This window comes from Ruminococcus sp. AM42-11, assembly GCF_003480145.1.
In the GTDB taxonomy this organism is placed as follows: domain Bacteria; phylum Bacillota; class Clostridia; order Lachnospirales; family Lachnospiraceae; genus Blautia_A; species Blautia_A faecis.
In genome coordinates, this window is sequence record NZ_QUIO01000055.1 from 1 (window position 1) to 20,975 (window position 20,975).

Here is a 20,975-nt window from a genome sequence, read left to right on the forward strand (position 1 = left end):
ACTTAACAATACTACTTGTAGGACTTGGTTTCCACTGCTTTTTATTAAAGTGTAAAGAAAAACTGCGCCATAGCCTTGGCAGGCCATCGCGCAGCGATTTTGTTCAACTTGAATTTATCGTCTTGTTCCATTCTTATCAAAATTCTTTTTTAATGCTATTTCTGTTGGGAGAATAGACCCAATTAAAGGAATAAGTTGAACACCACAGATAATTCCTCCTATACTCCCAACACAATCTTCATTTTTTCCAATCACTAAAAGCATGAATATTACTGTTATCGGCAACATAACCATTCCACAGACATACCAGACTTTACCACAATATTTATGAGCAAATTCCCATGTGTCTTTGTTCTTCATAGACATCGAAGTCCGATATCCAAATACTGAATTTATTTCCTTTGGAGCCTTTTTCATAAAATATCTTCCAAAACCAATCATCGTAAATGGAAGAAGCAAATCCATAATCAACATAAAAATCCAAAACCCCATTGTAAGCTCCTTTACTACAACTTCCGATTGAGATTTCACCTGTTTTAAGAGATTTAATAGCTGTTATATTTTGTTATTAAATTCTCCGCAAGCCCTTGAAAACACTGGGTTTATCGCAGGTGAGCTTTCCCTTATTGTTTCCCTTGTGTTATATCGTCCCGTCAATGTTTACGAACTCTGATAAGGGCAAATACAAGGGCAAGAAAATCATATAAAACAGTATAACACAAAATAAAAGTGACATGGTGGACTGATTGAAATGCTTCTGATTTTTGTAACTAATGATTGATTGAATGACAAGGAGATAGGATACGATGAGAACAGTATTTGCAGAATACAATATGTACCGGAACAGCATAGACATCTACACCCATACTGGTTATATGCTTCGTATTGACTGCGATAAGGCTGAAGATGGTATTAAAACTACACCATGCTCTCAGTGTGCATTAAATGCTCTTGCTATTGATGAACCTCTTGAATATGCAAAACTATATCTGGATGGAACTATGCAGATATGGGTAGACACAGAAGACTCTATTGAACTTTAAGTACACTAAGGGACTGCTCCTCTAACAATTAAAAAAGTGCAAGAGCAACAGTCCCTTTGTATTTTTACAAGTTTCAACCTAAAAAAAACAATTATTTCACATTCGCATTATACAAGTCCATAAAATAAGAATCTGTATGTAGTAGTTCTTCAAAAGTACCTTGTCCAACAATCCTCCCTTCTTTAAAGAGAATAATTCTGTCAAAACCTACAATGGAATTTAATCTATGTGCAATGGCAATGACAGTTTTATCTTTCATTTTTTGCATAACTGATTTCATTACATTTTCTTCTGTTAAATTATCCATTGCAGATGTTGCTTCATCCAAAATGACAAGTTCGGAGTCTTCAAACCACAAGCGAGCTAATGCAAGTCTTTGTTTTTCTCCACCCGATAAACAAGTACCTTTCTCACCAATTTCAGTATTTAAACCTTCCGCAAGATTTTCAACTAAATGAGATAGTTGCACTTCACTCAATGCCTCCAGCATTTGTTCTTCTGACACTTGTTTCTCAAATACCAGATTTTCTTTTATTGTTCCGTCAAAAACAGGGGCATCCTGTGATAGATAACTAACTCTATCATACAGATTATTAAGACAAATTTCTTTTAACTCCATGTCTCCTAAGCGAACTTCTCCTTGATTATATTTTAGCAACCCTAATAATATCCTAATCAAGGTCGATTTCCGGAACCACTTTCTCCTACAAAAGCTATTTTTTCTCCCTTTTGTATTGACAGGCTCAAGCCATCTATAATTTTCCGTTCCTCATATTGGAATGATAAATTTCTTATTGCAATTTTTCCAACATTTGTATTTATTGCGTTACCGTTTCTTAATTGAACATCGTCTTTTAAGCCTAAAAATTCCTCAAATCTCTTATATGACGCCTTGTCTAATTTATATTGGACATAAAGTACATTAAAAATGGCAATTGGCGTATAAGCATTTTCAATCAGTGCAATTAGTGCAACCACAGAACCTACTGTAAGGTTTTTCGTTTTCCATGCATAAAAAAGAATACCAATATCTAACATTGCCACAAGTAGTGCAAATATTGTGAAGAATGCTTCATGAATCATATTCATTTTTACTTTTGATGAAACAATATCCTCTTTTGCATTACAAGTCTTCTTTATTTCACTCGGGAACTGTTTACTCATACGAAATACCAACATTTCCATATAGCCTCTGACCAAATAGTGATTTAATAGTTCTTCACTATTCAAAATCTTTTCTTTTATTTTATAAAGAAACTTCAATAGAATGTTGGTTATTATAAAAATAACCGTATAGCCTACAAACAGTACATAAGTGACTTTTTCATCTATTTCCCAAATAAAGTATATACTAAAACCAATGGTAGGAAGTAAGTCACGAATCAAACACAACCAGAAATTGAATAATACATTTCTTCCTGCTGCTGAACCATTCTCAATCCTTTGAACAAGTTTGCCCGTACCTATTTTCTGATATTCCGTATAATCGATTGTACTTATTTTTCTAAGTGACAAAAGCTTAAAATCCAGATAAATACCATGTTCCAACTTCTTTTCAGGGTAATTATCCAGATAATTCATACCGTAATTTACCAGCAAAATAGAGCCATATGTTGCAACTCCTGCAAATGCAAGTGTTCTATCAGCCAATCCATCAATAACCTTTTGGAAATAGTCAACCTTGTAATTAGCCACAAATGAATTAAATATACCTAGTCCAATGTAGACCAATACCCATATGCTGTTTTTCTTTAATATTTCTTTTATATAACGCATAACTGTACTCCTTTACATATTGTATTTCAAGCATCAGAGCAGTACAGTCAACGACTACTGGCAAGTTTCTTTTAACCTCAGCACAATCTGCCAACAGTTTACATCAACTGTACTGAGTAGTTACCTCGGATAATTTTCATATCGTTCTCACTTCTTTCTAAAAATTTTCTATTATTATATCATGTTAAGTTCCAATATTCTATCGTAATTCCGTCAAAAGAATATAAAACAAAGAGCATATTATCTTACCCCTCTGTCATTTGTCTGCCTGCTGATACTGTTCTGGTTTTCAGCGGCTTCCCTTTGTAGTCTTGCAAGTTTATCCGACAGTTTTTCATCCTTATGCGTAGGTGTATCCGGTTTTCTGCAGGCATTCTTCCAGCTTTCGTATTGTCTCTGATAATCCGTATAAGCATTCCTGCATTTTCTGAATGTCAGCAGGAACTCGTTCATGTTTTCAAAACCGCTATTACGAACCATGTTTGAGAGTCCTGCCTTTAATCGGTTGATATAATCCGTCTTTTCGTCAATCTTTCTCTGCAAATCGCCTTTTCTGATGAGCTTCGCCAGTCCCTTTAAGTTTGACATTTCGATTTCAAGACTGCCTCTTAGTTTCTCAGCTTCAAAGATAATGGCATTCTGGCTGTCCAGTTCTGTCTTTATCTTTTTTAACTTCGGATAAGCGGCTGCTTCCGGTATCATAACAGGCTCTGGCGGTAACACATCTGCTGTAAGTATTCCGTTGTCCTGCTTTTGGGCTTTGTTTTTATCTTCGTGAGTATTTTCACACTGCTGCCTGCTGTGAATGCCTTTTATAGCCTCAAGCACCTTTGTGATAAGCAGTACCAGCTCTGCTATTGCCATATTCAGGATAAGCGAGAGCATTTCGGGCTTATTGCCGTATCGCTCAATCGATCTCTTTACTGGCTCTGTGATATGTTCCCTCTTTATCTGTAAAATATCCTCTATGGGAACCTCACTTATGACAGCCCTGTCAACCTCTCTGTTCCAGTCCATCCGCAGTTTATTATCCTGCTCAATCTGTTCTGCCTTTGGGGTGTTCTTACCAACCTTCTTGGTAGCAAGATATGGACCATTGCAGTCAAATACTGTGAGATTACACCATTATCACGATACTGTTTTAAAAGTGCATTATAAACAATACTTTATACATTTTCCCTACCCTCTTTTAATCTGATACATTTATAGGCTTTATTTATCCAATTATAAAACTTGCCATTCAAAAATCATATGAATTAATTTTTACAAAGCATGCACAAAATGCGATTTTTATTATATTTCGTCTGTTTTTCTATAAAATTGTGCATAAAAGCAGCAGGCACATCCCTGTTTAGAGACATGCCTGTCATGTTTAAATCTTGTTAATTATCTATTATGCAGAACCAGTTTCACATCAAATGTGAATTTTTCTTCATTTAACTGATATTTCTCGGAAAGTACCGGTCCACAGCTGTTAGAACCGATACCATTCTGGGAATAATCAATACAAAGTACAGTGCTTCCACATTTTTCAAGTTCATAGCCGTGCTTTTTATTTGTCAGTTCCTCCTGAGTGTATTCAGAAGCATTAAATGCAATCGTTTTTTTTCCAGCAGCTGACAACGTCATTTTATCATTGCTCACGCACACATAATCGCAGTCTGTATGGCTTCCGTTTTCCTGAGGACGAAGATAATCTTCATGCAGATCTTCGACCTTGGAGGTATAAACTCCATGACTTCCAGAACGGCATTTATCAACATAGCTTTCATCCGGTCCGATGCCATAGTATGTCACATTCTTAAAGTTATCTTTTAAGAACAGGCGCAGCCCGAACCTTGGAAGCATGGGGAATTCCATATCTTTTACCATATTCATTTTTACAGAAACAGCGCCATCTAAAGTTACTTCCCACACAGCATGGATATCCAGAACCTTCTGCACAGTAGCTGCAACAACTGCAATATGGGTGAAGATAGTTACTTTTGATTCTTCTGCCTGGTAAGAGGTCTCATAAGCTCTTACATAGCTCTGATCATAATGGGCATCCATCCACTCCAGCTTAATCTTACGGTCGTTATCTGTTGGTGCTCTCCATATATTAAGTTCCATCGGTTGATCCAGGATGTTCTCTCCTGCTGCAGACATGTTTTCAAACAAGCCGGTCAGTTTATTGAAAACATAGTGGAAGGCGTTATTCTCCATCTCAAGATAACGGTTAGACTCTGTTACTTTGATGAATCCTCCAACTAATCCTGTTTCCATGAGCATAACAGCATTCTGGTTTCTTCCATCCTCGTTCTGCAACAGAATTTCATCAAATCCCAGCAGACTGTCTGTCTCCTGTAAGCCATTTCCAGACTTCAGCAAATACTTCACCTTCAAGAAGCATTTTCCTCTTTCCGGGATATTTGCCGGAATAATAACAGTTCCCTCCTGCTGCGGTGCAATGCTCTCCGCCAGGCGAATGCATCCGGAATTTACTATCTTTCCATCTGCGGTTGTCTCATAGGCAAGATACAGGTAATAAATGCCACGATTTCTTGTCTGTTTTCTTAATTGCAAAAACTTATATTTTTATATATTTTTTTCTTGCTTTTTCCAATAATTTGCTATATACTGCCCCATGTAAAGTAATGCAGAGTAAATTCATGAGCGTAAAGTGCCTTCCGGATGGAGAGTTGCCGGAGGACGAAAAGAGAAATCTTGCGGTTCGTGGATTGCTTCTCGCTGCAACAGAAGATAAATATGAATCCATAAATTATCTCCTATTGTGAGCGAAAAAAAAAAAGGAGGTAATTTTTTATGGAGAAAACAAAAAACATGTTTCTCACATCAGCCAAAGAGCTGAAAACCACTTCTACACTGGCAGTCTGTGCAATGCTTGCTGCCCTGGCACTGATTTTAAATTCAGTTGCTTCTATCAATATCGGTCCCTATGTAAAAATTGGATTTTCCGGTATCCCAAACCAGATTGCTGATTATCTGTTTGGACCCATTACCGGATGTCTGTTTGCCGGTGTGCTGGATATTGTGAAATTCTTTATCCGCCCTGATGGTCCATTTTTCTTTGGGTTCACCTTTAACGCAATGCTCGCGGCATTTATTTATGGATGTTTTTACTACAAACATAAGCTCACTTTCCGTCGCGTGCTGATTGCAAAACTGGTTGTCGTTCTGATTGTAAATGTTCTGTTAAATACCTTATGGCTGGACATGCTCTACGGAAAAGGATTCCTTGCAATCCTCCCAATGCGTACTGTAAAGAACTTGATCATGTGGCCAATCGATTCCTTTATCTTCTTTACCATCACAAGATTGATTGAGCAGACAGGAATTTTTAATCTTTTTAGAAAACCGGCTGCCAACTGATTACATATATTTGAAAATATAAAAACTTTGCGATATCAAATAAAAAACGCGAATATTCCAGTACTAAATAAGCCACTGATATTCGCGTTTCTTATTATCCTAACCACTTAAAAGAAGGATAGTATCTTACAACAGCTTTCCCCACAATCTGGTCAAATCGCACGAATTTGTTTTTCCATGAACGTGAAGCTCTTTTCATTCTCCCAATTAGACACAGTCTGTCTGGTAACATGAAATATTTTTCCAAATCCCTCCTGGGTCAGCGCCTTTTCTTTTCGTATTTTTAATATCTGCGTTCCAATGTTCATATTTGCTCTGCTTCTGTTCTTCCAATCGGTTTTGCTTCTCACTTGGATTATAAAAAAAATTCTGCCAAATGAAAAGCAATTTACCTTTTACAGCGAAAAAATAGGTATGCAAAGCTTCTTTGACATGGAATTTTGGGAAACAGATTCACGTTTCTCTACTTAATCTGAATCCTTATTTTTTCACCGACAGGTGTCCAGTCAGATTCTGCAGTGATTTCACCTGTAGTTCCATCATATGCGCTTTCTTCGGTTCCATAATCTTCATCCGTTTTATCTGCTGCGTCGGTATTTTCTTTCTGGTCTGTATCGTCTTGAAGCCTTACTTCTGTGGGAGCTACTGCCCCTCCGATAATTTGAGTTTCAACCTGCTCCTCTGCATCTGACGGATTTTCTCCCTCAAAAGTATCCTCTGGAACTTCTTCCACTTCTTCTGTAGTCTCACCAATTTCTACAAAATCGTCATCAACCCAGATAGTGTCTGCAGCAGCCATATAAGGCTCTCTGGTATAAAGCTGTAATTCCAGATAATCGCTGTCAATATCCGGGAGTAAAAGAACCGGACCGTCAGAATCCAGCTGATACATGCCCCAGAAACTGGTTTTAAAACTCCATTGAGATTTACCATCTGCTGAATTACTGCGCAGTTCATACTGTACCTGATTTCCTTTACTGTCTGTCCCCATAAGCATCATCTCATTACCTTTATACAGCTTTTCCTCAAGTTCTTCCGGAATTTCTGCCGCAATTATACTTTGCAGTTTATTCATGGAAAAGTCTGTTAATTTCACGGTTCCTTCTTCTGTTTTAATAGAAATATCTTCTAGCTTTTTATGAACTGTCTGTTTCATAAGCTCCGCATGAGGAATAGAAAAATCAAACTCAAATTCTGCAAAATAATCTTCGCCAAGATTTTCATTTTGATAAGCACCAAGTACCAAATGTACTTCCGGATTTTCTCCCAAATCCTCATCAAGGGAAAAGCGGGATTCCAGAACAGCATCATAGATATTTTCATCCAGTCCGGTATTTAGTAAATCCTCATCCGAATACGGCAGATAGTGTCCGCTTTCGTATTCTTCAATTTTCTGTCCATTTATTGTAGTTTTCTGATAATCAATGTCAAGCTGTGTATTGGCAAAGGTCCAGGCATCTTGGACATCATCCGTGCCCTTTTGCCCGGAAGATGTTTTTTCTGCATGCACCTTTGTTAACAGAACCCCATTATCCAGAACAACTTCTTTTAATGTTACAGTAATTCCTTTGTCTTCCTTAGAGGTATTCAACACTTCCGTATAAGATTCAATGCTTTTGGGGAAACCAAGGGTTTCTCCTATGGACAATGTAATATTTTTTATTGAAGCCTGGATATGCGGATTAGAAAAGATAACAGAACCCAAGGTGACAATCACACAGGCAGCTGCTGCTTTGCTCCACCCTTTTGGTCTCCAGTTTTCCTTTTTGTCACTCCATTCCCGCTCTGCTTCCTCTATATATTTCGGATCAATATTACCAAATTCTTTTGAAAAATCAAACTTTTTCATATGCGTTCTCCTTCTTTTTCCAACAGTTTCAACAGCTTTTTCCGGTTTCTGTATAAATTCATTTTCACGCTTCCCACTGACATATGATGCCTTTTGGATATTGCAGAAACAGGATCCAAAAACCAGTATCTTCGTACAAAAATATTTCTGTCCTTTGGAGACATTTCTTCCAAAAAACGATTTATGGTTTCCATCAGTTCTTTTTCCGCCAGCTGTTCTTCCACGGTATAAGATACATTTAGCTGATCCATTTCCTCTATAACATCTGCCATATGAACATCCGGGCGCTTGCCTGCAAACTTTTTTCTTAAACGGTCAATACTAAGATTTCTTGTAATCCGACCGCAAAAGTGTGCCAATACAGGAGGATGCGTAGGAGGAATCTGTGACCATACTGAAAACCAGGTATCATTCAGACATTCCTCGGCATCTTCTCTATTTGCCAATAAATTCCAGGCAATCTTGTAGCAATAGGGATGATACTTAGTACTCAATTCTATAATTCCATTCTCATCTCTTTTCAAAAACAGATTTATAATTTCATCATCATTCATTTACAGGTTGTCCTCCGGGTTTCTTTAAGATAAAAGTCACTGTCCATAATCTGACCAGCAACAGATAAGGCGCCTTTTTGAATAAAAATATTTCCATTCATATTATATATCGTAAAAAATAGTGGATGGTAACAAAAAAATTTAATTTTTTTCAGTTGAGATCCAAACTACAGTTTTGGTTTTCAGAAGATTACCTTTTAGGGGTAAAAATAATGAAAAGCAGCCGATATTCTCATTTTATATATCATGAGATACCGGCTGCAACTGCTGTTATAAAATATTTTCTTGTTCTGTAGTTTTGTACTTCATACTACAGCATTCATTATAATCACGGTCAGAATACGTCCTATAAACTGTCCACAAAACGCATAAAATCTTCTCTTCCTTTTGGTGTGCATTTATAAACTCCGGCATCTTCCAGCACATGAACAAACACCAGTCCTACTTCTTTTTGAAGAATTGCATGAATGTTCTCTGCATTAATATCCGGATATTTTTCCAGCAATTCTTTCACCCAGTCCTCATGCTTTGTTATTTTTTCATTTGAAGAAATATCTTTTCCAGATAAAATGTATTCCTCTAAAAGCTCCAGCTCTTCTTTTAATCTGGCCGGAAGAACTGCAAGCCCCATTACCTCGATCAGTCCGATATTTTCCTTTTTAATATGATGGTACTGTGCATGTGGATGATATACACCAAGTGGATGTTCTTTCGTCGTAATATTATTGCGAAGTGTCAGATCCAGCTCGTATACATCTTCCACTTTACGGGCAATTGGGGTTATGGTATTATGTGGCTCTCCGTCCGTATTGGCAAATACAAAGGCTGCTTCATCTGTATAGCCTCTCCATGCCTGCAGCACATGTGTTGCAAGGTCAATCAACCGTTCTGGATTTTTATGACGGATACGGAGCACTGATAGCGGCCACTTTACAATTCCCGCTTCCACATCCTTAAATCCAGGAATGGTCACATGCTTTTCAATCGGTGCCTTAGCCATTGCGAAGGTATAATGTCCTCCCTGGAAATGGTCATGGCTTAAAATAGAACCGCCTACAAGCTGCTTTTGGATTCTCCCCATATTTTTTCCAGAACGTTGTCTGTACTTCTGCAGGTCGTGGCATGAGGCAATTCATCAGTCTGGTATCAAACAGGTCTTTATAGACAACACTGTCTTCAATCAATCCCCGATCAATTGCCTCTTTTAACAGTTCATCCAGAACCTTCTCAAGTTCAATGTTCTGAAATTCCTGTTCCGGTGCAGTGTAATCATCCTCGTAAAATACATCCAGCAGAAGATTTGTTGTGTAATTTCTCTCACATTCTGGTATCAGTCCCGTCTCGACTCCATACTGTACCAGTTTTGCAATACTCTCACTCAGCATATTTTTATCCTCTCTTTTCTATATGATTTCATTTTGCAGAACAAACTTTTCTCTGTACAGATTCCGGTATTCTCTTGGTGTCATTTTGTAGCGTTCCCTGAAAACCCGGTTAAAAGTCCGCTGACTTTCAAATCCTGCATCCATGGAAATGTCCGTAATGCTTTTGTCAGTACACTCTAAATGAACACACACATAGTTTAATCTCTGTTCATTTAAATATTGGTTAAAATTTCTATGAAAAGTTTCGGAAAAGACACGCGAAAGTGTAAATTTACTTACTCCCATATCTCTTGCCATCTTTTCCAGGGACATTTCTTCTTTAAAATGTTTTGCAATATAGGAGACCGTCTGATAAATGATATCATTGCTCTCCACACTGCTCTTTTCCTGTAAGTTAAATGCCGGGATACTTCTGGCCAAAAGGATCTGCACATAAGCCTGTTCCACAACAAGGTTAGGATTTTGCTCCTTTTTATCGAGCTTCAGGCACCGAATTGCATTTACAATATCCCGGTGGACCTGCGGCTTTTTAATTACAGGATTTTTCGGACAGTATTTCTGCATAACAGAAGCAAATTGTCCGCAAAGTATGGGCTGCGCCCACAGATAGCATGCCTTATTATTCTCTCCTGAAAAGACCTGGCAGTGATGGATCACTTCCGGAAAAAGGACTGCAAAATCACCTTCCTTCATGTGAAAGAGTTCCTGGCCCATTCCAAGCTCCAAGCATCCTTCTGTAAGATAGATGAATTCAACTGAATTGTGCAGATGAGGGGATTCATGTCTGGCAATGCGGGAATGTAAATGCAGGTTTTCTTTTTTCTCTTCATAAACCGGAAACATAATTTCTCTCCTCTGCAAATTTTGTCTGTTTTTTCTTTTCATTTGGCACGTAATCCGCTTTCAGGTGATCTATAATGCACTTGTAAGTTAAGAAAAGAGGTGAACGAAATGAAAAATTTAAAAGCTTATATCTTATATGTGATGAATTTCTACGCAAACTATTATAAAGTTTGCCGCTAATGCCAGAAGAGAATTCCGGTATTCGGCCGGATTTTCTTCTGCATAAACTATCACATCCGCTTTTTATTAGTATAACCAACTGATGAACCCCTGTACATGAACAGGATTCTTTAAAATATAGACAAAATGATACAAAAAAAGATATGCTGCAAAAAATGACTGTATTTCCTGCCTCATATCTTTCCTTAATCCAATGACAGACAGCCCGAAAATATCGGGCTGTCTGCTTTTTAGATGGTATCAATCAGATCACTTCCACTAATGATCTGGCTCCAGCGGTTTTCACGTTTGTCCGCATTTTTCTCAAAGTATGGAAGTCGCGTTTCTTCCAATTCCTCCAGGCATGGGATGCTTCCATCCAGATACTTTTTTGTTCTCCGGATGGTACTGTTAAGTCTGGTGATCACAGCTCCAAGTTTCACATCCATCAGTTCGTAGCCAAAGGGCTTTGCCTCTGACATCCACAGGTCTTCTCTTAAGACCTTCATTTCTTCTAAATTCTGAATGGTCTCCGGAATTTCTTTTTCGCAGATTTCTTTTAAAGCCAGCAACTGTTTTTTATCATAAGCTGCTTTCATACGGACACCAAGGTCTGCCTTATCTGCCAGCACTGCTGCCAGCTTTTCATAATAGGCAAATAGAGCAGCATATTCCGGAGAATTCTCCTGGCAGATTTCCACCATCTTCTTTAATTTCTTATAGTAGGCACCAGTGTCAACGCCGTTCTTCACCACCTCCTGATCAAAAATCCCTGCCAGGGGATCCTGATACAGAAGATATTTGGATGGATTCTGCGCTTCCTGATTCGCCTTTCCATTTAAGAACAACGAGTCGAAAGCATCCAAAGCCATAAAATCTTTCAGATTTCCACCCACACACTCCTTAAACTCTTCTTCTAATACTTTTTCATTGTATTCCAAATGGAAGCCAAGATGTGCAAACAGTGCCACGCCTGGCCATACCGCATCTACCGGAGTTTCTGCGCCATTATCCATCCATGCGGTACAAAGCACCTCTTTCATCAGATATTTTTTGCAGGTCTGAAGGGCAGCCTTTGTGCAGGCAAATGTCTTGGAATAATTTGGTGCGATTCCATTCCAGATCCAGGACCCTCCTGCAAAGATCACATCATAGGATAACTGCTTGTGAATATTCAGCATCTTTTCATAGGATTTCTCATCATCATGATAATAATCCCAGTATACCAGACCAAGCCCCTTTTCCGGCTTTTCCCAGGAAGAGCAATCTGCATCAGCAGGTACTTCGTAATATCCGCCGTTTGTATTGGCTGTGATGTACATGTCGCTCCAGATCATAGGCTCCAGGCCAAGCTTCTTGCAGATGGCAAGCACACGTTTGCAATGCTCCCGTATAAGAACAGAACCTTTCTCATAACCGTTTTCTTTTAGGTATTTTCCAAGTCCCAGAAGAACAGCTTCATCCATGCCAAGATGTACCCGGCGTGTAGAAAACGCTTCCTTTACACTCTGAAGGAGCTCCTCAATAAATGTGTAGGTTTCTTCTTTTCCCACAATAAGAACATCCGTGGAATCCTTAATTTCATTTTTACCCGGCCACTTCAGAGCATTATGCAGATGCGCCAGTGTCTGAATGCAGGGAACCAGCTCGATTCCAAACATGGAAGCGTATGCATCCATCTCCTGGATTTCAGCTTTTGTATAGCGTCCGCGGTAGCTGCCGAAATAGGGTTCTCCCGGTACTTCGTAGGTATCTTCTGTATATAGCATCAGTACGTTCATTCCCATTTTGGCAAGTGTCCGAATGACAGATTTTACTTTTTCTACTGTAAACACAGCATTTCTGGAGCAGTCCAGCATAAATCCGTTCCGTTCAAAATATACCGTTTCCTGATTTTCATATGTATCTGTATCTAAATGATGCAGCACCTGGTTCAGTCCCCTATAATAATGGGCTGATTCTTTACAAGTAATCTGAACCTGGTTTCCCACCCGTTTTGCAGTGAGCTGTGGATTCTCGTTAAATTCAACCCTTACTTCCAGGTTCTCCGGAATCTGCTTCATCTCTTCCAGTAATGCCTCTGTTCCCGCCTTTAGTTTTTCACATCCCATAACTGAAGGTGCAAACGAAATCTTCATAGCTTTTTTTCTCCTTTTGCCGTTACGTTCTAGTAAATCTGCTTTAGTATATACCAGCATGTTTCTTTTTGTCTATGAACATAGCTTTTGGGGTATATCATATCCCTCAATTGAGCCACAAACACTTTTGGAAAATCAGCCATAACAATTAACTACTTTCTATGCTGTTGAACTACTGAGTTGCCATCATTATTATATATTTGTTCTTCAGAGCCTTTACCGTGAAGAAATATGTCGTTTTCTGTACCTTTCGTTATATAGGAAAATTCCTTCATTTCCTCGAATATTTCTTCCATAGATTCAATTGTCTGGACACGCATTTCTTCATTAGAAAAGACTTTCTTTATTGCATCTACTAATTTTTCCACAGATAGTGGAAAATTAAGATGTTCAATCTGTTTCTCAGCTTCCTCTGCAGGTACAAATTTATTTTTCTTAAATTCTTCCAGACACCTAATTAGTGCATTATTATGAATATAAAAAAAATATATTGAAGTTTTATTATTGCAGCCTTGTAACCAACTCTCCCTTCGAACATGTAGCAAAAAATCTATCGTACCAGATAAGGAATGTTAAAACTGTCCAGATTTTACGGCTGTTATCTGCCTTTTTATTTTTATGGTCTTTCAGAAGCTGAAGCAGTTCCTCTGTACGAAAAAATTCTTCTGCCGCTTTTGAGGTAAATAAATCCGTTACCATCTGATACCAGTCATCCTGCCGCAGCCACACACGGATTGGAATAGGAAAACCAAGTTTCTTCCGTTCATCGGTTTCCTGTGGAAGAAATTTTGAAACAGCTTTACGGAAAATATATTTGGTTGTACCTGCTGCAATCTTAGTTTCTTTCGGAAGCTTTGCTGCAAAGTCAAAAACTTCTTTATCCAGAAATGGTACCCTGACTTCCAGGGAATGTGCCATACTCATTTTATCTGCTTTCTGCAAAATATCGCCAGGAAGCCAGTAGTTCAAATCTACAGACTGCATTTTTTCCATGTCTTGAAGTCCGCCTCTGTTTTCTGCCTCAAGCTCTTCATAAAATGGTCTTAAATATTCCTGCGTGGAAGGTCCTGTTACTTTATTTTTCAAAATCTGCGCTTTCTCTTTTTCACGGTAGATATACGCATTTCCAATGAAACGTTCTTCCACTTTCATTCCCGCGCGGATAAGAAAATCCCGACCTTTCACATCTGGCAGCTTTGCGGCCAGTTTTCTAACAGCACGTCTAAGCCTGAATGGAATCCAGGCAACTTTCTTTAATGCTTCCGGTTCTCTATAAATATTGTATCCACCGAAAAGTTCATCTGCACCTTCCCCGGAAAGGACTACCTTAACATGACCGGCAGCCTCTTTGGAAAGAAAATAAAGTGCAACTGCGGAGGCATCCCCAAGGGGTTCATCCATATGATACATCACATCTGGAAGGGCATCCCAGAATTCCTGCTTGGATATGATTTTCACATGGTGTTTCAAACCTGCTTTTTCTGCCACTTTGGCAGCTTTGTTTACTTCACTATATCGGTCTCCCTCATCAAATCCCACTGTAAATGCCTGATCTGCACCGGAGGAAGAAGCCAGATAACCGGAATCCACTCCACCTGATAAAAATGCGCCGACTTCCACATCACTTAACATATGATGCTTCACTGAATCCTTTAAAATCTCGGAAAGCTGGCTCCGCAGCTGCGCCATATTCGTCTTATGGTTCCACTGACCTGGTGTAAGCTTTGGTTTGAAATAAGTCTTTATTTCATAGCTTCCGTTTTTATATAAAAGCATATGTCCAGGCATCAGTTTATAAATTCCCTTAAAGAAGGTCTCTTCCAGAGGAGAATATTGAAATGACAAATACTGCTCCAGGGCCTTCTGATTTACTTTCCTTTCATAGCCGGGAAATGCAAGGATACTCTTAATTTCAGAAGCAAATACAAAGTGCCCATCTATTTCGGCATAGTACACAGGCTTAATTCCAAAGAAATCCCTTGCAAGCATCAAAGTCTGCTCTTTTTCATTCCATACTGCAAACCCAAACATTCCCCTGAGTTTATCCAGTGCCTTCTCCCCATACTGCTGAACGGTATTTACCAGAACTTCCGTATCGGAATGGGTGCAAAAAGAAATGCCGAAAGTCTCAAGTTCTTCCCGCAGTTCTTTATAATCGTAAATTTCCCCATTAAAAACAATATGAAGGTTTCCATCCGCACTTTCCATAGGCTGCTGCCCATCTTCTAAATCAATAATACTAAGTCTTCGAAAGCCCAGCGTAATCTTCTCCCTGCAAAAAGATCCCTTACTGTCCGGGCCTCTATGCTCAATGGCTTTCATCATCCTTTCAATTACTGTCTCCTGATCCTGTCTGTAACCTGTAAATCCACAGATTCCGCACATTTCTTCCTCCGTATCCATTTGATGTAGTTTAGACACTGCAACAACTTTTGTTACAGTCCAAAATTTTTTCCAATATTTTATCATAAAAATATCTGTTTGTTGTAAAATAAAAATGTCTTTCTTATCAAATAATTATATTTCCAAATAGCTTTTATATCTCATATAACATTTTATAAAAAAAGAAACGTTTTCCATTTCTTTATTTGCTTTCGGAAAACGTTTCTTTTCATTTACTCTTCATAAAGATTTCCGTTCTCATCGGTCCAGGTTCCGTCACCATTATCTGTGTATCCTACACCTTCTGAATCACAGTAATAATAATCTCCGTTTGTAGTCTCTTTTACATTAACGGTGCCGCTGCTGCCCTTGAGTTCATGCTTTTCCAGCTGTGTTCCGAAATTATAGTCTTCGTCATTCCAGGTACGATATGAATTTCCATTGGCATCTGCCCAGTTTCCATCTCCCTGATAACTGTATCGGCTCCCATAAGCATCAGAATAGGTCCCATCTCCGTTATCGTAAAGAACTCTGGATTCTTCATCTCCTCCACCCGGTGCTACAATTGATGCTACACCGGAAGTAGTAGTGAATCCACTGGTATATGGTACGCCTGCTGGCAGATTTTCATAAGATGAAACAGACCCGTTGTTGTCAGAGGTAATTCCATCATCGGTCGTTTCACTTACCTGTCCGCTGTTTTCCATGGCAGGTTCATCATTTGTTTCCGCATCCGCTTTTTCCTCTTCGTCTACAGAATCCTCTGTATCTGTATTCTCTGTCACTCCTCCTTCGTCCTGTGTTTCAGCAGCTTTCTGCATAGTTACCATTTCAGAAAACGGTGCATAATCCGGTACATTATTTTTCTCTGGATCTGCATTTTTTTCAATACCAGACTTCTCCGTCTCTACTGAAACTGTATCTGTCCCGGCAGAGACATTAAATACCAGATTACCGCCTGCAAGCAGCAGCGTCACAAGAATTCCCGGAAGAATTCCTTTGCGGAGTTTCCGAATGTTCACCATATACAGAATCCGATCTTTAAACACCATTTCGCTGTCATTAAGACTTGCTGTCACATATGGAATCTGATTTTCCATGGCCACTGTCCTGAGAAGCAGCAGTCGATATAATTTATGTTCCTTTTTATTAACTCTGCGAACAACCGCTGTATCACACAGATTTTCAATATCCTTATCCGCTTCTTTCAGCATGATAAGAAGAAAGGGATTGAACCAGTATATCGATGCACAGATTCGAAGGAGCATCTTATACCAGAGATCCCGATGGCAATAATGTGTAAGTTCATGGTAAAAGATAAGTTTTCTTTCTTCTGCTGAATACCCGGTTGCTGGTAGATACAATTTTGTATGTAAAAGTCCTGCAAGAAGCGGTGTGGTAAGACCTGCGTTTTGCCTGAGTTCCGGTATTCTGCGTACGTGCTTCTTTTGACACGCTGCACGGTACATCTGAATACTCACCGTATCACTTACCTGTAGACTCATCCGTTCCAGATTCCTTATAGAAAAATAATATGCCAGCAATTCTCCTGTCAGTTTAAGTACCGCTACGCTCGGCCAGACAACAACAAAAATCACAGCCACAATTCCCAGCCATTTATCTGATTCGTACCTAACAGTTCTCTTTTGTTCCGGAATTTCTGTCAGATTTTTCATGTCATTGCTCGCAGATGATACGGTTTCTGTTATCTTCTGACTTTCCTCTGGTCTGACTGCATAATCCGTTATCTTCGGGTTTTGCGTATTCTGTTGACTGCTTCTAAGTACTTTGAAATCCACCAGTGCCAGATTCTCCGGAAGGCGCACCGGAATACAAAGGCTTATCGTAATCAACAGCCAGATAAAGTACTTCCATCTCGCTGATACACGTCCTTTAAACAGAGTCGCAAGCACTTTTACCAGTAAAATTACTACTGCTGCAATAATGTTCAGTTTCAGAATGTGCAGAATGAAAACCTCCATAATTTGCTATTCCTCCCTGTCCTCCAGGTTCTTAAGAAATTCACTGAGATCCTGGACTTCTTCCGAGCTGATTTTCTTTCCATGATAAAGTGAAGTTACAAACTTTTTTAGTGAATTCCCATAAAGCTTCTCAAGAACACTCTGGCTTTCATGTGCCTGATAATCTGACTGCGAAACCAGGGGTGTATACAGATTCATTTTTCCCTGTTTCGTCACTTCCACGAAATTTTTGTTCTCCAGTCTGGTCAGCAATGACAAAATTGTTGTTGATGCAAGCTTTTTCTTCATATTGATCACTTTCTCAATCTCCGGTCTGGTCATCGGCGGAGTATTATTCCAAAGAACGAGCATAATATCCAGTTCTGATTCCGGAAGTCTCTGGTAAGTTTTTTTCACTTTTTCATACCTCCCCTGTTACATATTTTCTACAAATGTAGGAATAACTCTATTTTACCACGGTTCACGGAAATGGCAAGGGCTTTTGCACAATTTGCAAATGCTCTTGCCATTCCTGCAGCTACTGACCACTATCAGTCTATTTCTGTATAGCTGCTGCCATTTTCATCACTCCATGTCCCGTCTCCGTTGTCCGTAAATCCTGTACCATTTTCGTCCTGGAAATAATAATCACCATTTGTAGTTTCCGTAACCGTCACAGTATTACCGTTTGCATCCTGAAGGTCATGCTGTTCCAACGTATGTCCCAGATGATGAGTGTCATCATTCAGAGCTGAGTAGGTATTTCCATTTTCGTCGGTATAAGTTTCATCCCCATTATCGGTATAGTTCATTCCATCATCTCCACGATATTCACAAGAATAATCTTTGTGAAGAATGTAATTAATCTCAATGGTATTTCCATCACTGTCAACTAATGTCAGTGGTGAGGTGGAAATAATATCTGAACCATCACTGTTATCTGCGGAAGCATTCACTTCTGTATCGGAAGAATCTGAATCTCCCTTGCCTCCCGGATTGGAAGTATCGGTATCCTCCTGATCAGAATTCTCTGTTGAATCTTCATCTGCCTGTCTGGTAAGGGAGGGATTTCCTGGATAGGAAATATATCTACGAATTTTCTGACATCACCGATATCATCTGCATCTTTTGCATATCCCACCGTCATATATAAACTGTTCCCCTCTGAATAAACTGTCTGATAGCAGGCTTCATACGTATCATTGCATTTTGCAATTGCTATATTGACATCATCAAGTGAATATTTGTAAATGTTTACATAATCACTTCCATTCGTGTAGCTGGCATAAGTACCTTCCGTATCTGCCTTTTCCCAGTCGGAATCTGCTGGCGGCTGTGTATAAAAGTCATTATTTTCTGCTGCCAGAACCGTTCCTGCTGAAAAAGTTCCCAATACCGCCGTAGTGATAAGTGTCATTAACTTTACTGTTCCTGTCTTCATAGTGCATTCTCCCTGTTTATTATTTTCTACTTTTGTAGAAGTTGTTTATATTCTACATCTGTAGAATATAAATGTCAACCATATTTTGAAGTAACTGGTTCTTGACACATAATATTCCTTGCATTATAATACATTTAACAATTAGGTTAAATGTTAAATGAAGGGATGTGATGAATTATTGGGTATACAGGATACATTAAAAGCACTAGCTGATCCAATACGACGTGAGATTTTGAACTTATTGAAAAATGGGCGGCTTTCAGCCGGAGAAATATGCGAACATTTTTCAGTGACGGGAGCATCCATATCAAGACATCTGGCAATATTGAAGGAAGCTGATTTGATCCGAAACCAAAGAGAAGGAAAGTTTATTTATTATGAATTAAACACTTCCGTATTGGAAGATGTCATGTTGTGGATAACAGATTTGAAAGGAGCATCGAACGATGAAGGAAATGATAAAAAAATATAGAGGTTCATTAATTAGCTCTATACTGGTAATTCTTGCAGGAGTCCTGGTGGGTTTTACGAGTACACACGGTAAATGGATAAATGTATTTTTTGTAGTAACGCACTGTATATTTGTAGCAATCATATTTTATGATAACAGAAGCCGACAACAGAGTCCAAAAGTTATAGGAATGACTATATGGATGATACCTGTTATTACATTGCTCTATAATGGCATTGCCAGATTGGTAAATACCGGAGCAGGCATGGAGAACCTGTTCATAGCATTCATGTATTATGGAACAGGCTTACTATTCATGGTTATAGGAAATTATCTGCCAAAGGTAAAGCAGAATAATACGATAGGAATCCGGGTTATATGGACATTGCAGGATGAGGAAAACTGGAATGCAACTCATAGATTCAGTGGGAAACTATGGATGGCATCAGGTATTCTGTGTATGCTCTGTGGTCTTTTTGAGGAAAGTATGGCTGCTCTTGTTTTGTATATCGTAAGCATTATGGCAGCTGCAATCATCAGCATTCTCTATTCTTATCTATTTTATAAGAAAAAGATAGCGACCGGAGAAAAATTAAAAATTCAGTATAACAAAAAAACAATTGGAGTATCCGGAATCATAACCATTTTAACCATTATATTCGGTATATGGACGTTGTTTTTGGGAAGTATTGAGATTCGTTTCGAGGATAAAGATTTTACCATTGAGGCACAAGGCTGGAGCGATTATACAGTGGACTATGCGCAGATTGACAGTATCTCATATGAAGAAAATTCATCTCAGAACCGGAATGATTATAGAACCAACGGTTTAGGAAATCTTAGATATGCTATGGGAAATTTTAGAAATGATGTTTATGGAGATTATATCAGGTATACCCATTCATCCTGTCATTCATATGTAGTCATGAGTATAGATGGAAAAATATTGGTCGTAAATGGTGAAAATGATTCAGCGACAAAGGAAATCTATCATACAATTAGCGAAAAGGTGTCAAATGAATTAAAATAGCATCAGAAATGCTGGGAAAATGTTCCCGACTCATCAATTGACTTGTGTTTGGATAGGTGCCGCGTTTAATAAACCAAGTTCTTTCGCTTCTTTTATGTAATCAACAGAATTGTATTTTTTAATTCTCTTGCCGCAGCCCCCATAGGATGCTGGCTGTCATACACCAGGCAGATCTGGCGCTCCGGAATTTCATCTTTTAATGGGATCTGTACGATCTCTTTTTTCAAAAGGGAAGGTGCAGCCATCGGCTGGGGCAAAAAGGCAAGCCCGAGCTCGCATTTTACCAGAGGCAGGATCTGATCCGCAGTGGCAGCTTCCGTATCCGGGGAAAGATCCAGGCCATGAGATAAAAATACGCTGTTGTAAAATTTATAGGTCATAGTTTCCCGCCCAAGAGAAATCATCGGATAGTTCTTTACCTCCCGAAGGGAAAGTTCCTGGCTTCCGGTGTGGAATGGTTGTAAAGCTTCAGCCGGATTCCCGGATAAGTCATGTGAAAACTTTTTAATTTATCCAGCAGGAAAATATTGAGGGCAGTTTCACTGGCACCGATGGCTACACTTCCATGGGATAATCCGGAGCTGTCTGCCA

20 protein-coding genes, 1 pseudogene and 1 riboswitch are annotated in these 20,975 nt (G+C 38.9%); of the genes and pseudogenes, 4 read left to right on the top strand and 17 right to left on the bottom strand.

Annotated features, from left to right (window positions below; translation table 11 throughout):
- Positions 1 to 114: 114 nt before the first annotated feature.
- Entirely contained in the window at positions 115 to 492 is a 378-nt protein-coding gene (locus tag DW904_RS20350) for an SdpI family protein (protein WP_003864540.1), read from the bottom strand.
- A gap of 314 nt (positions 493 to 806) precedes the next feature.
- Between DW904_RS20350 and DW904_RS20355 the strand changes: the two genes are divergently transcribed.
- Positions 807 to 1,043 carry a DUF6061 family protein gene (locus DW904_RS20355; RefSeq protein WP_118127216.1) on the top strand — a complete coding sequence of 79 codons (237 nt, stop codon included), beginning with the start codon at positions 807 to 809 and terminating at the stop codon, positions 1,041 to 1,043.
- 91 nt (positions 1,044 to 1,134) lie between these two features.
- Here the strand turns inward: DW904_RS20355 and DW904_RS24310 are convergent, their stop codons facing one another.
- The 4 genes from DW904_RS24310 to DW904_RS20370 all read right to left on the bottom strand — a co-directional run bounded on the left by DW904_RS24310 (position 1,135) and on the right by DW904_RS20370 (position 5,384).
- A complete protein-coding gene (locus tag DW904_RS24310; RefSeq protein WP_347562220.1) occupies positions 1,135 to 1,722 on the bottom strand; it encodes an ABC transporter ATP-binding protein in 588 nt (195 codons plus the stop codon).
- Positions 1,719 to 2,819 (bottom strand): hypothetical protein, encoded by a 1,101-nt coding sequence (locus DW904_RS20360; RefSeq protein WP_243110509.1) that lies wholly within the window; start codon positions 2,817 to 2,819, stop codon positions 1,719 to 1,721. Before DW904_RS20360 ends, DW904_RS24310 begins: the two co-directional genes overlap by 4 nt.
- 240 nt (positions 2,820 to 3,059) lie before the next feature.
- Positions 3,060 to 3,836: a hypothetical protein gene (locus DW904_RS20365; protein WP_202187787.1), complete on the bottom strand. Its 777-nt coding sequence runs from the start codon at positions 3,834 to 3,836 to the stop codon at positions 3,060 to 3,062.
- Positions 3,837 to 4,205: 369 nt separating this feature from the next.
- Complete coding sequence (locus tag DW904_RS20370) at positions 4,206 to 5,384, bottom strand: beta-galactosidase small subunit (protein WP_118583982.1); 1,179 nt, start codon at positions 5,382 to 5,384, stop codon at positions 4,206 to 4,208.
- A 72-nt stretch (positions 5,385 to 5,456) separates the two neighbouring features.
- Positions 5,457 to 5,554, top strand: a riboswitch (THF riboswitch).
- Between the two features lie 70 nt (positions 5,555 to 5,624).
- On the opposite strand from DW904_RS20370, the gene DW904_RS20375 reads away from it, so the two are divergent.
- A complete protein-coding gene (locus DW904_RS20375) occupies positions 5,625 to 6,191 on the top strand; it encodes a folate family ECF transporter S component (RefSeq protein WP_118583984.1) in 567 nt (188 codons plus the stop codon).
- A 152-nt stretch (positions 6,192 to 6,343) separates the two neighbouring features.
- Here the strand turns inward: DW904_RS20375 and DW904_RS20385 are convergent, their stop codons facing one another.
- The 11 genes and pseudogenes from DW904_RS20385 to DW904_RS24320 form a co-directional block, all read right to left on the bottom strand.
- On the bottom strand, positions 6,344 to 6,499 hold the full coding sequence (locus DW904_RS20385; RefSeq protein WP_202187788.1) for a helix-turn-helix transcriptional regulator: 156 nt from the start codon (positions 6,497 to 6,499) through the stop codon (positions 6,344 to 6,346).
- Positions 6,500 to 6,654: 155 nt separating this feature from the next.
- On the bottom strand, positions 6,655 to 8,040 hold the full coding sequence (locus DW904_RS20390; protein WP_118583986.1) for a DUF4179 domain-containing protein: 1,386 nt from the start codon (positions 8,038 to 8,040) through the stop codon (positions 6,655 to 6,657).
- On the bottom strand, positions 8,037 to 8,594 hold the full coding sequence (locus tag DW904_RS20395) for a sigma-70 family RNA polymerase sigma factor (RefSeq protein ID WP_118583988.1): 558 nt from the start codon (positions 8,592 to 8,594) through the stop codon (positions 8,037 to 8,039). The genes DW904_RS20390 and DW904_RS20395 overlap by 4 nt, the downstream gene beginning before the upstream one ends.
- A 346-nt stretch (positions 8,595 to 8,940) precedes the next feature.
- Positions 8,941 to 9,979 (bottom strand): annotated as a pseudogene (locus DW904_RS20400) (hypothetical protein).
- An 18-nt stretch (positions 9,980 to 9,997) separates the two neighbouring features.
- A complete protein-coding gene (locus tag DW904_RS20405; protein WP_118583990.1) occupies positions 9,998 to 10,822 on the bottom strand; it encodes an AraC family transcriptional regulator in 825 nt (274 codons plus the stop codon).
- A 410-nt stretch (positions 10,823 to 11,232) separates the two neighbouring features.
- Positions 11,233 to 13,119, bottom strand: coding sequence for a beta-N-acetylhexosaminidase (locus DW904_RS20410; protein WP_118583992.1), 1,887 nt, complete (start codon positions 13,117 to 13,119; stop codon positions 11,233 to 11,235).
- Between the two features lie 501 nt (positions 13,120 to 13,620).
- Positions 13,621 to 15,504 (bottom strand): asparagine synthase (glutamine-hydrolyzing), encoded by a 1,884-nt coding sequence (gene asnB / locus DW904_RS20420; RefSeq protein ID WP_118583997.1) that lies wholly within the window; start codon positions 15,502 to 15,504, stop codon positions 13,621 to 13,623.
- Positions 15,505 to 15,734: 230 nt separating this feature from the next.
- Positions 15,735 to 17,483, bottom strand: a complete 1,749-nt coding sequence (locus tag DW904_RS20425) for a M56 family metallopeptidase (protein ID WP_118583999.1) — start codon at positions 17,481 to 17,483, stop codon at positions 15,735 to 15,737.
- Positions 17,484 to 17,489: 6 nt separating this feature from the next.
- Positions 17,490 to 17,879 (bottom strand): BlaI/MecI/CopY family transcriptional regulator, encoded by a 390-nt coding sequence (locus tag DW904_RS20430; protein ID WP_026649345.1) that lies wholly within the window; start codon positions 17,877 to 17,879, stop codon positions 17,490 to 17,492.
- 134 nt (positions 17,880 to 18,013) lie between these two features.
- Complete coding sequence (locus tag DW904_RS24315) at positions 18,014 to 18,418, bottom strand: hypothetical protein (protein ID WP_243110510.1); 405 nt, start codon at positions 18,416 to 18,418, stop codon at positions 18,014 to 18,016.
- Positions 18,415 to 18,903: a hypothetical protein gene (locus DW904_RS24320; protein WP_243110511.1), complete on the bottom strand. Its 489-nt coding sequence runs from the start codon at positions 18,901 to 18,903 to the stop codon at positions 18,415 to 18,417. The genes DW904_RS24315 and DW904_RS24320 overlap by 4 nt, the downstream gene beginning before the upstream one ends.
- Before the next feature lie 178 nt (positions 18,904 to 19,081).
- On the opposite strand from DW904_RS24320, the gene DW904_RS20440 reads away from it, so the two are divergent.
- Positions 19,082 to 19,375 (top strand): autorepressor SdpR family transcription factor, encoded by a 294-nt coding sequence (locus DW904_RS20440; protein WP_173717826.1) that lies wholly within the window; start codon positions 19,082 to 19,084, stop codon positions 19,373 to 19,375.
- Entirely contained in the window at positions 19,350 to 20,384 is a 1,035-nt protein-coding gene (locus DW904_RS20445) for an SdpI family protein (RefSeq protein WP_118584003.1), read from the top strand. The genes DW904_RS20440 and DW904_RS20445 overlap by 26 nt, the downstream gene beginning before the upstream one ends.
- A gap of 92 nt (positions 20,385 to 20,476) precedes the next feature.
- On the opposite strand, the gene DW904_RS26050 is transcribed toward DW904_RS20445, so the two are convergent.
- Entirely contained in the window at positions 20,477 to 20,788 is a 312-nt protein-coding gene (locus tag DW904_RS26050; RefSeq protein ID WP_330602973.1) for a LysR family transcriptional regulator substrate-binding protein, read from the bottom strand.
- Between the last annotated feature and the right edge of the window lie 187 nt (positions 20,789 to 20,975).

What these genes read in the sequence shown, in the direction of transcription:
- DW904_RS20350 (WP_003864540.1), bottom strand. Translation starts at nt 492, where the DNA reads ATGGGGTTTTGGATTTTTATGTTGATTATGGATTTGCTTCTTCCATTT.
- DW904_RS20355 (WP_118127216.1), top strand. Translation starts at nt 807, where the DNA reads ATGAGAACAGTATTTGCAGAATACAATATGTACCGGAACAGCATAGAC.
- DW904_RS20360 (WP_243110509.1), bottom strand. Translation starts at nt 2,819, where the DNA reads ATGCGTTATATAAAAGAAATATTAAAGAAAAACAGCATATGGGTATTG.
- DW904_RS20365 (WP_202187787.1), bottom strand. Translation starts at nt 3,836, where the DNA reads ATGGACTGGAACAGAGAGGTTGACAGGGCTGTCATAAGTGAGGTTCCC.
- DW904_RS20375 (WP_118583984.1), top strand. Translation starts at nt 5,625, where the DNA reads ATGGAGAAAACAAAAAACATGTTTCTCACATCAGCCAAAGAGCTGAAA.
- DW904_RS20385 (WP_202187788.1), bottom strand. Translation starts at nt 6,499, where the DNA reads ATGAACATTGGAACGCAGATATTAAAAATACGAAAAGAAAAGGCGCTG.
- DW904_RS20390 (WP_118583986.1), bottom strand. Translation starts at nt 8,040, where the DNA reads ATGAAAAAGTTTGATTTTTCAAAAGAATTTGGTAATATTGATCCGAAA.
- DW904_RS20395 (WP_118583988.1), bottom strand. Translation starts at nt 8,594, where the DNA reads ATGAATGATGATGAAATTATAAATCTGTTTTTGAAAAGAGATGAGAAT.
- DW904_RS20405 (WP_118583990.1), bottom strand. Translation starts at nt 10,822, where the DNA reads ATGTTTCCGGTTTATGAAGAGAAAAAAGAAAACCTGCATTTACATTCC.
- DW904_RS20410 (WP_118583992.1), bottom strand. Translation starts at nt 13,119, where the DNA reads ATGAAGATTTCGTTTGCACCTTCAGTTATGGGATGTGAAAAACTAAAG.
- asnB (WP_118583997.1), bottom strand. Translation starts at nt 15,504, where the DNA reads ATGTGCGGAATCTGTGGATTTACAGGTTACAGACAGGATCAGGAGACA.
- DW904_RS20425 (WP_118583999.1), bottom strand. Translation starts at nt 17,483, where the DNA reads ATGGAGGTTTTCATTCTGCACATTCTGAAACTGAACATTATTGCAGCA.
- DW904_RS24320 (WP_243110511.1), bottom strand. Translation starts at nt 18,903, where the DNA reads ATGAAGACAGGAACAGTAAAGTTAATGACACTTATCACTACGGCGGTA.
- DW904_RS20445 (WP_118584003.1), top strand. Translation starts at nt 19,350, where the DNA reads ATGAAGGAAATGATAAAAAAATATAGAGGTTCATTAATTAGCTCTATA.
- DW904_RS26050 (WP_330602973.1), bottom strand. Translation starts at nt 20,788, where the DNA reads ATGATTTCTCTTGGGCGGGAAACTATGACCTATAAATTTTACAACAGC.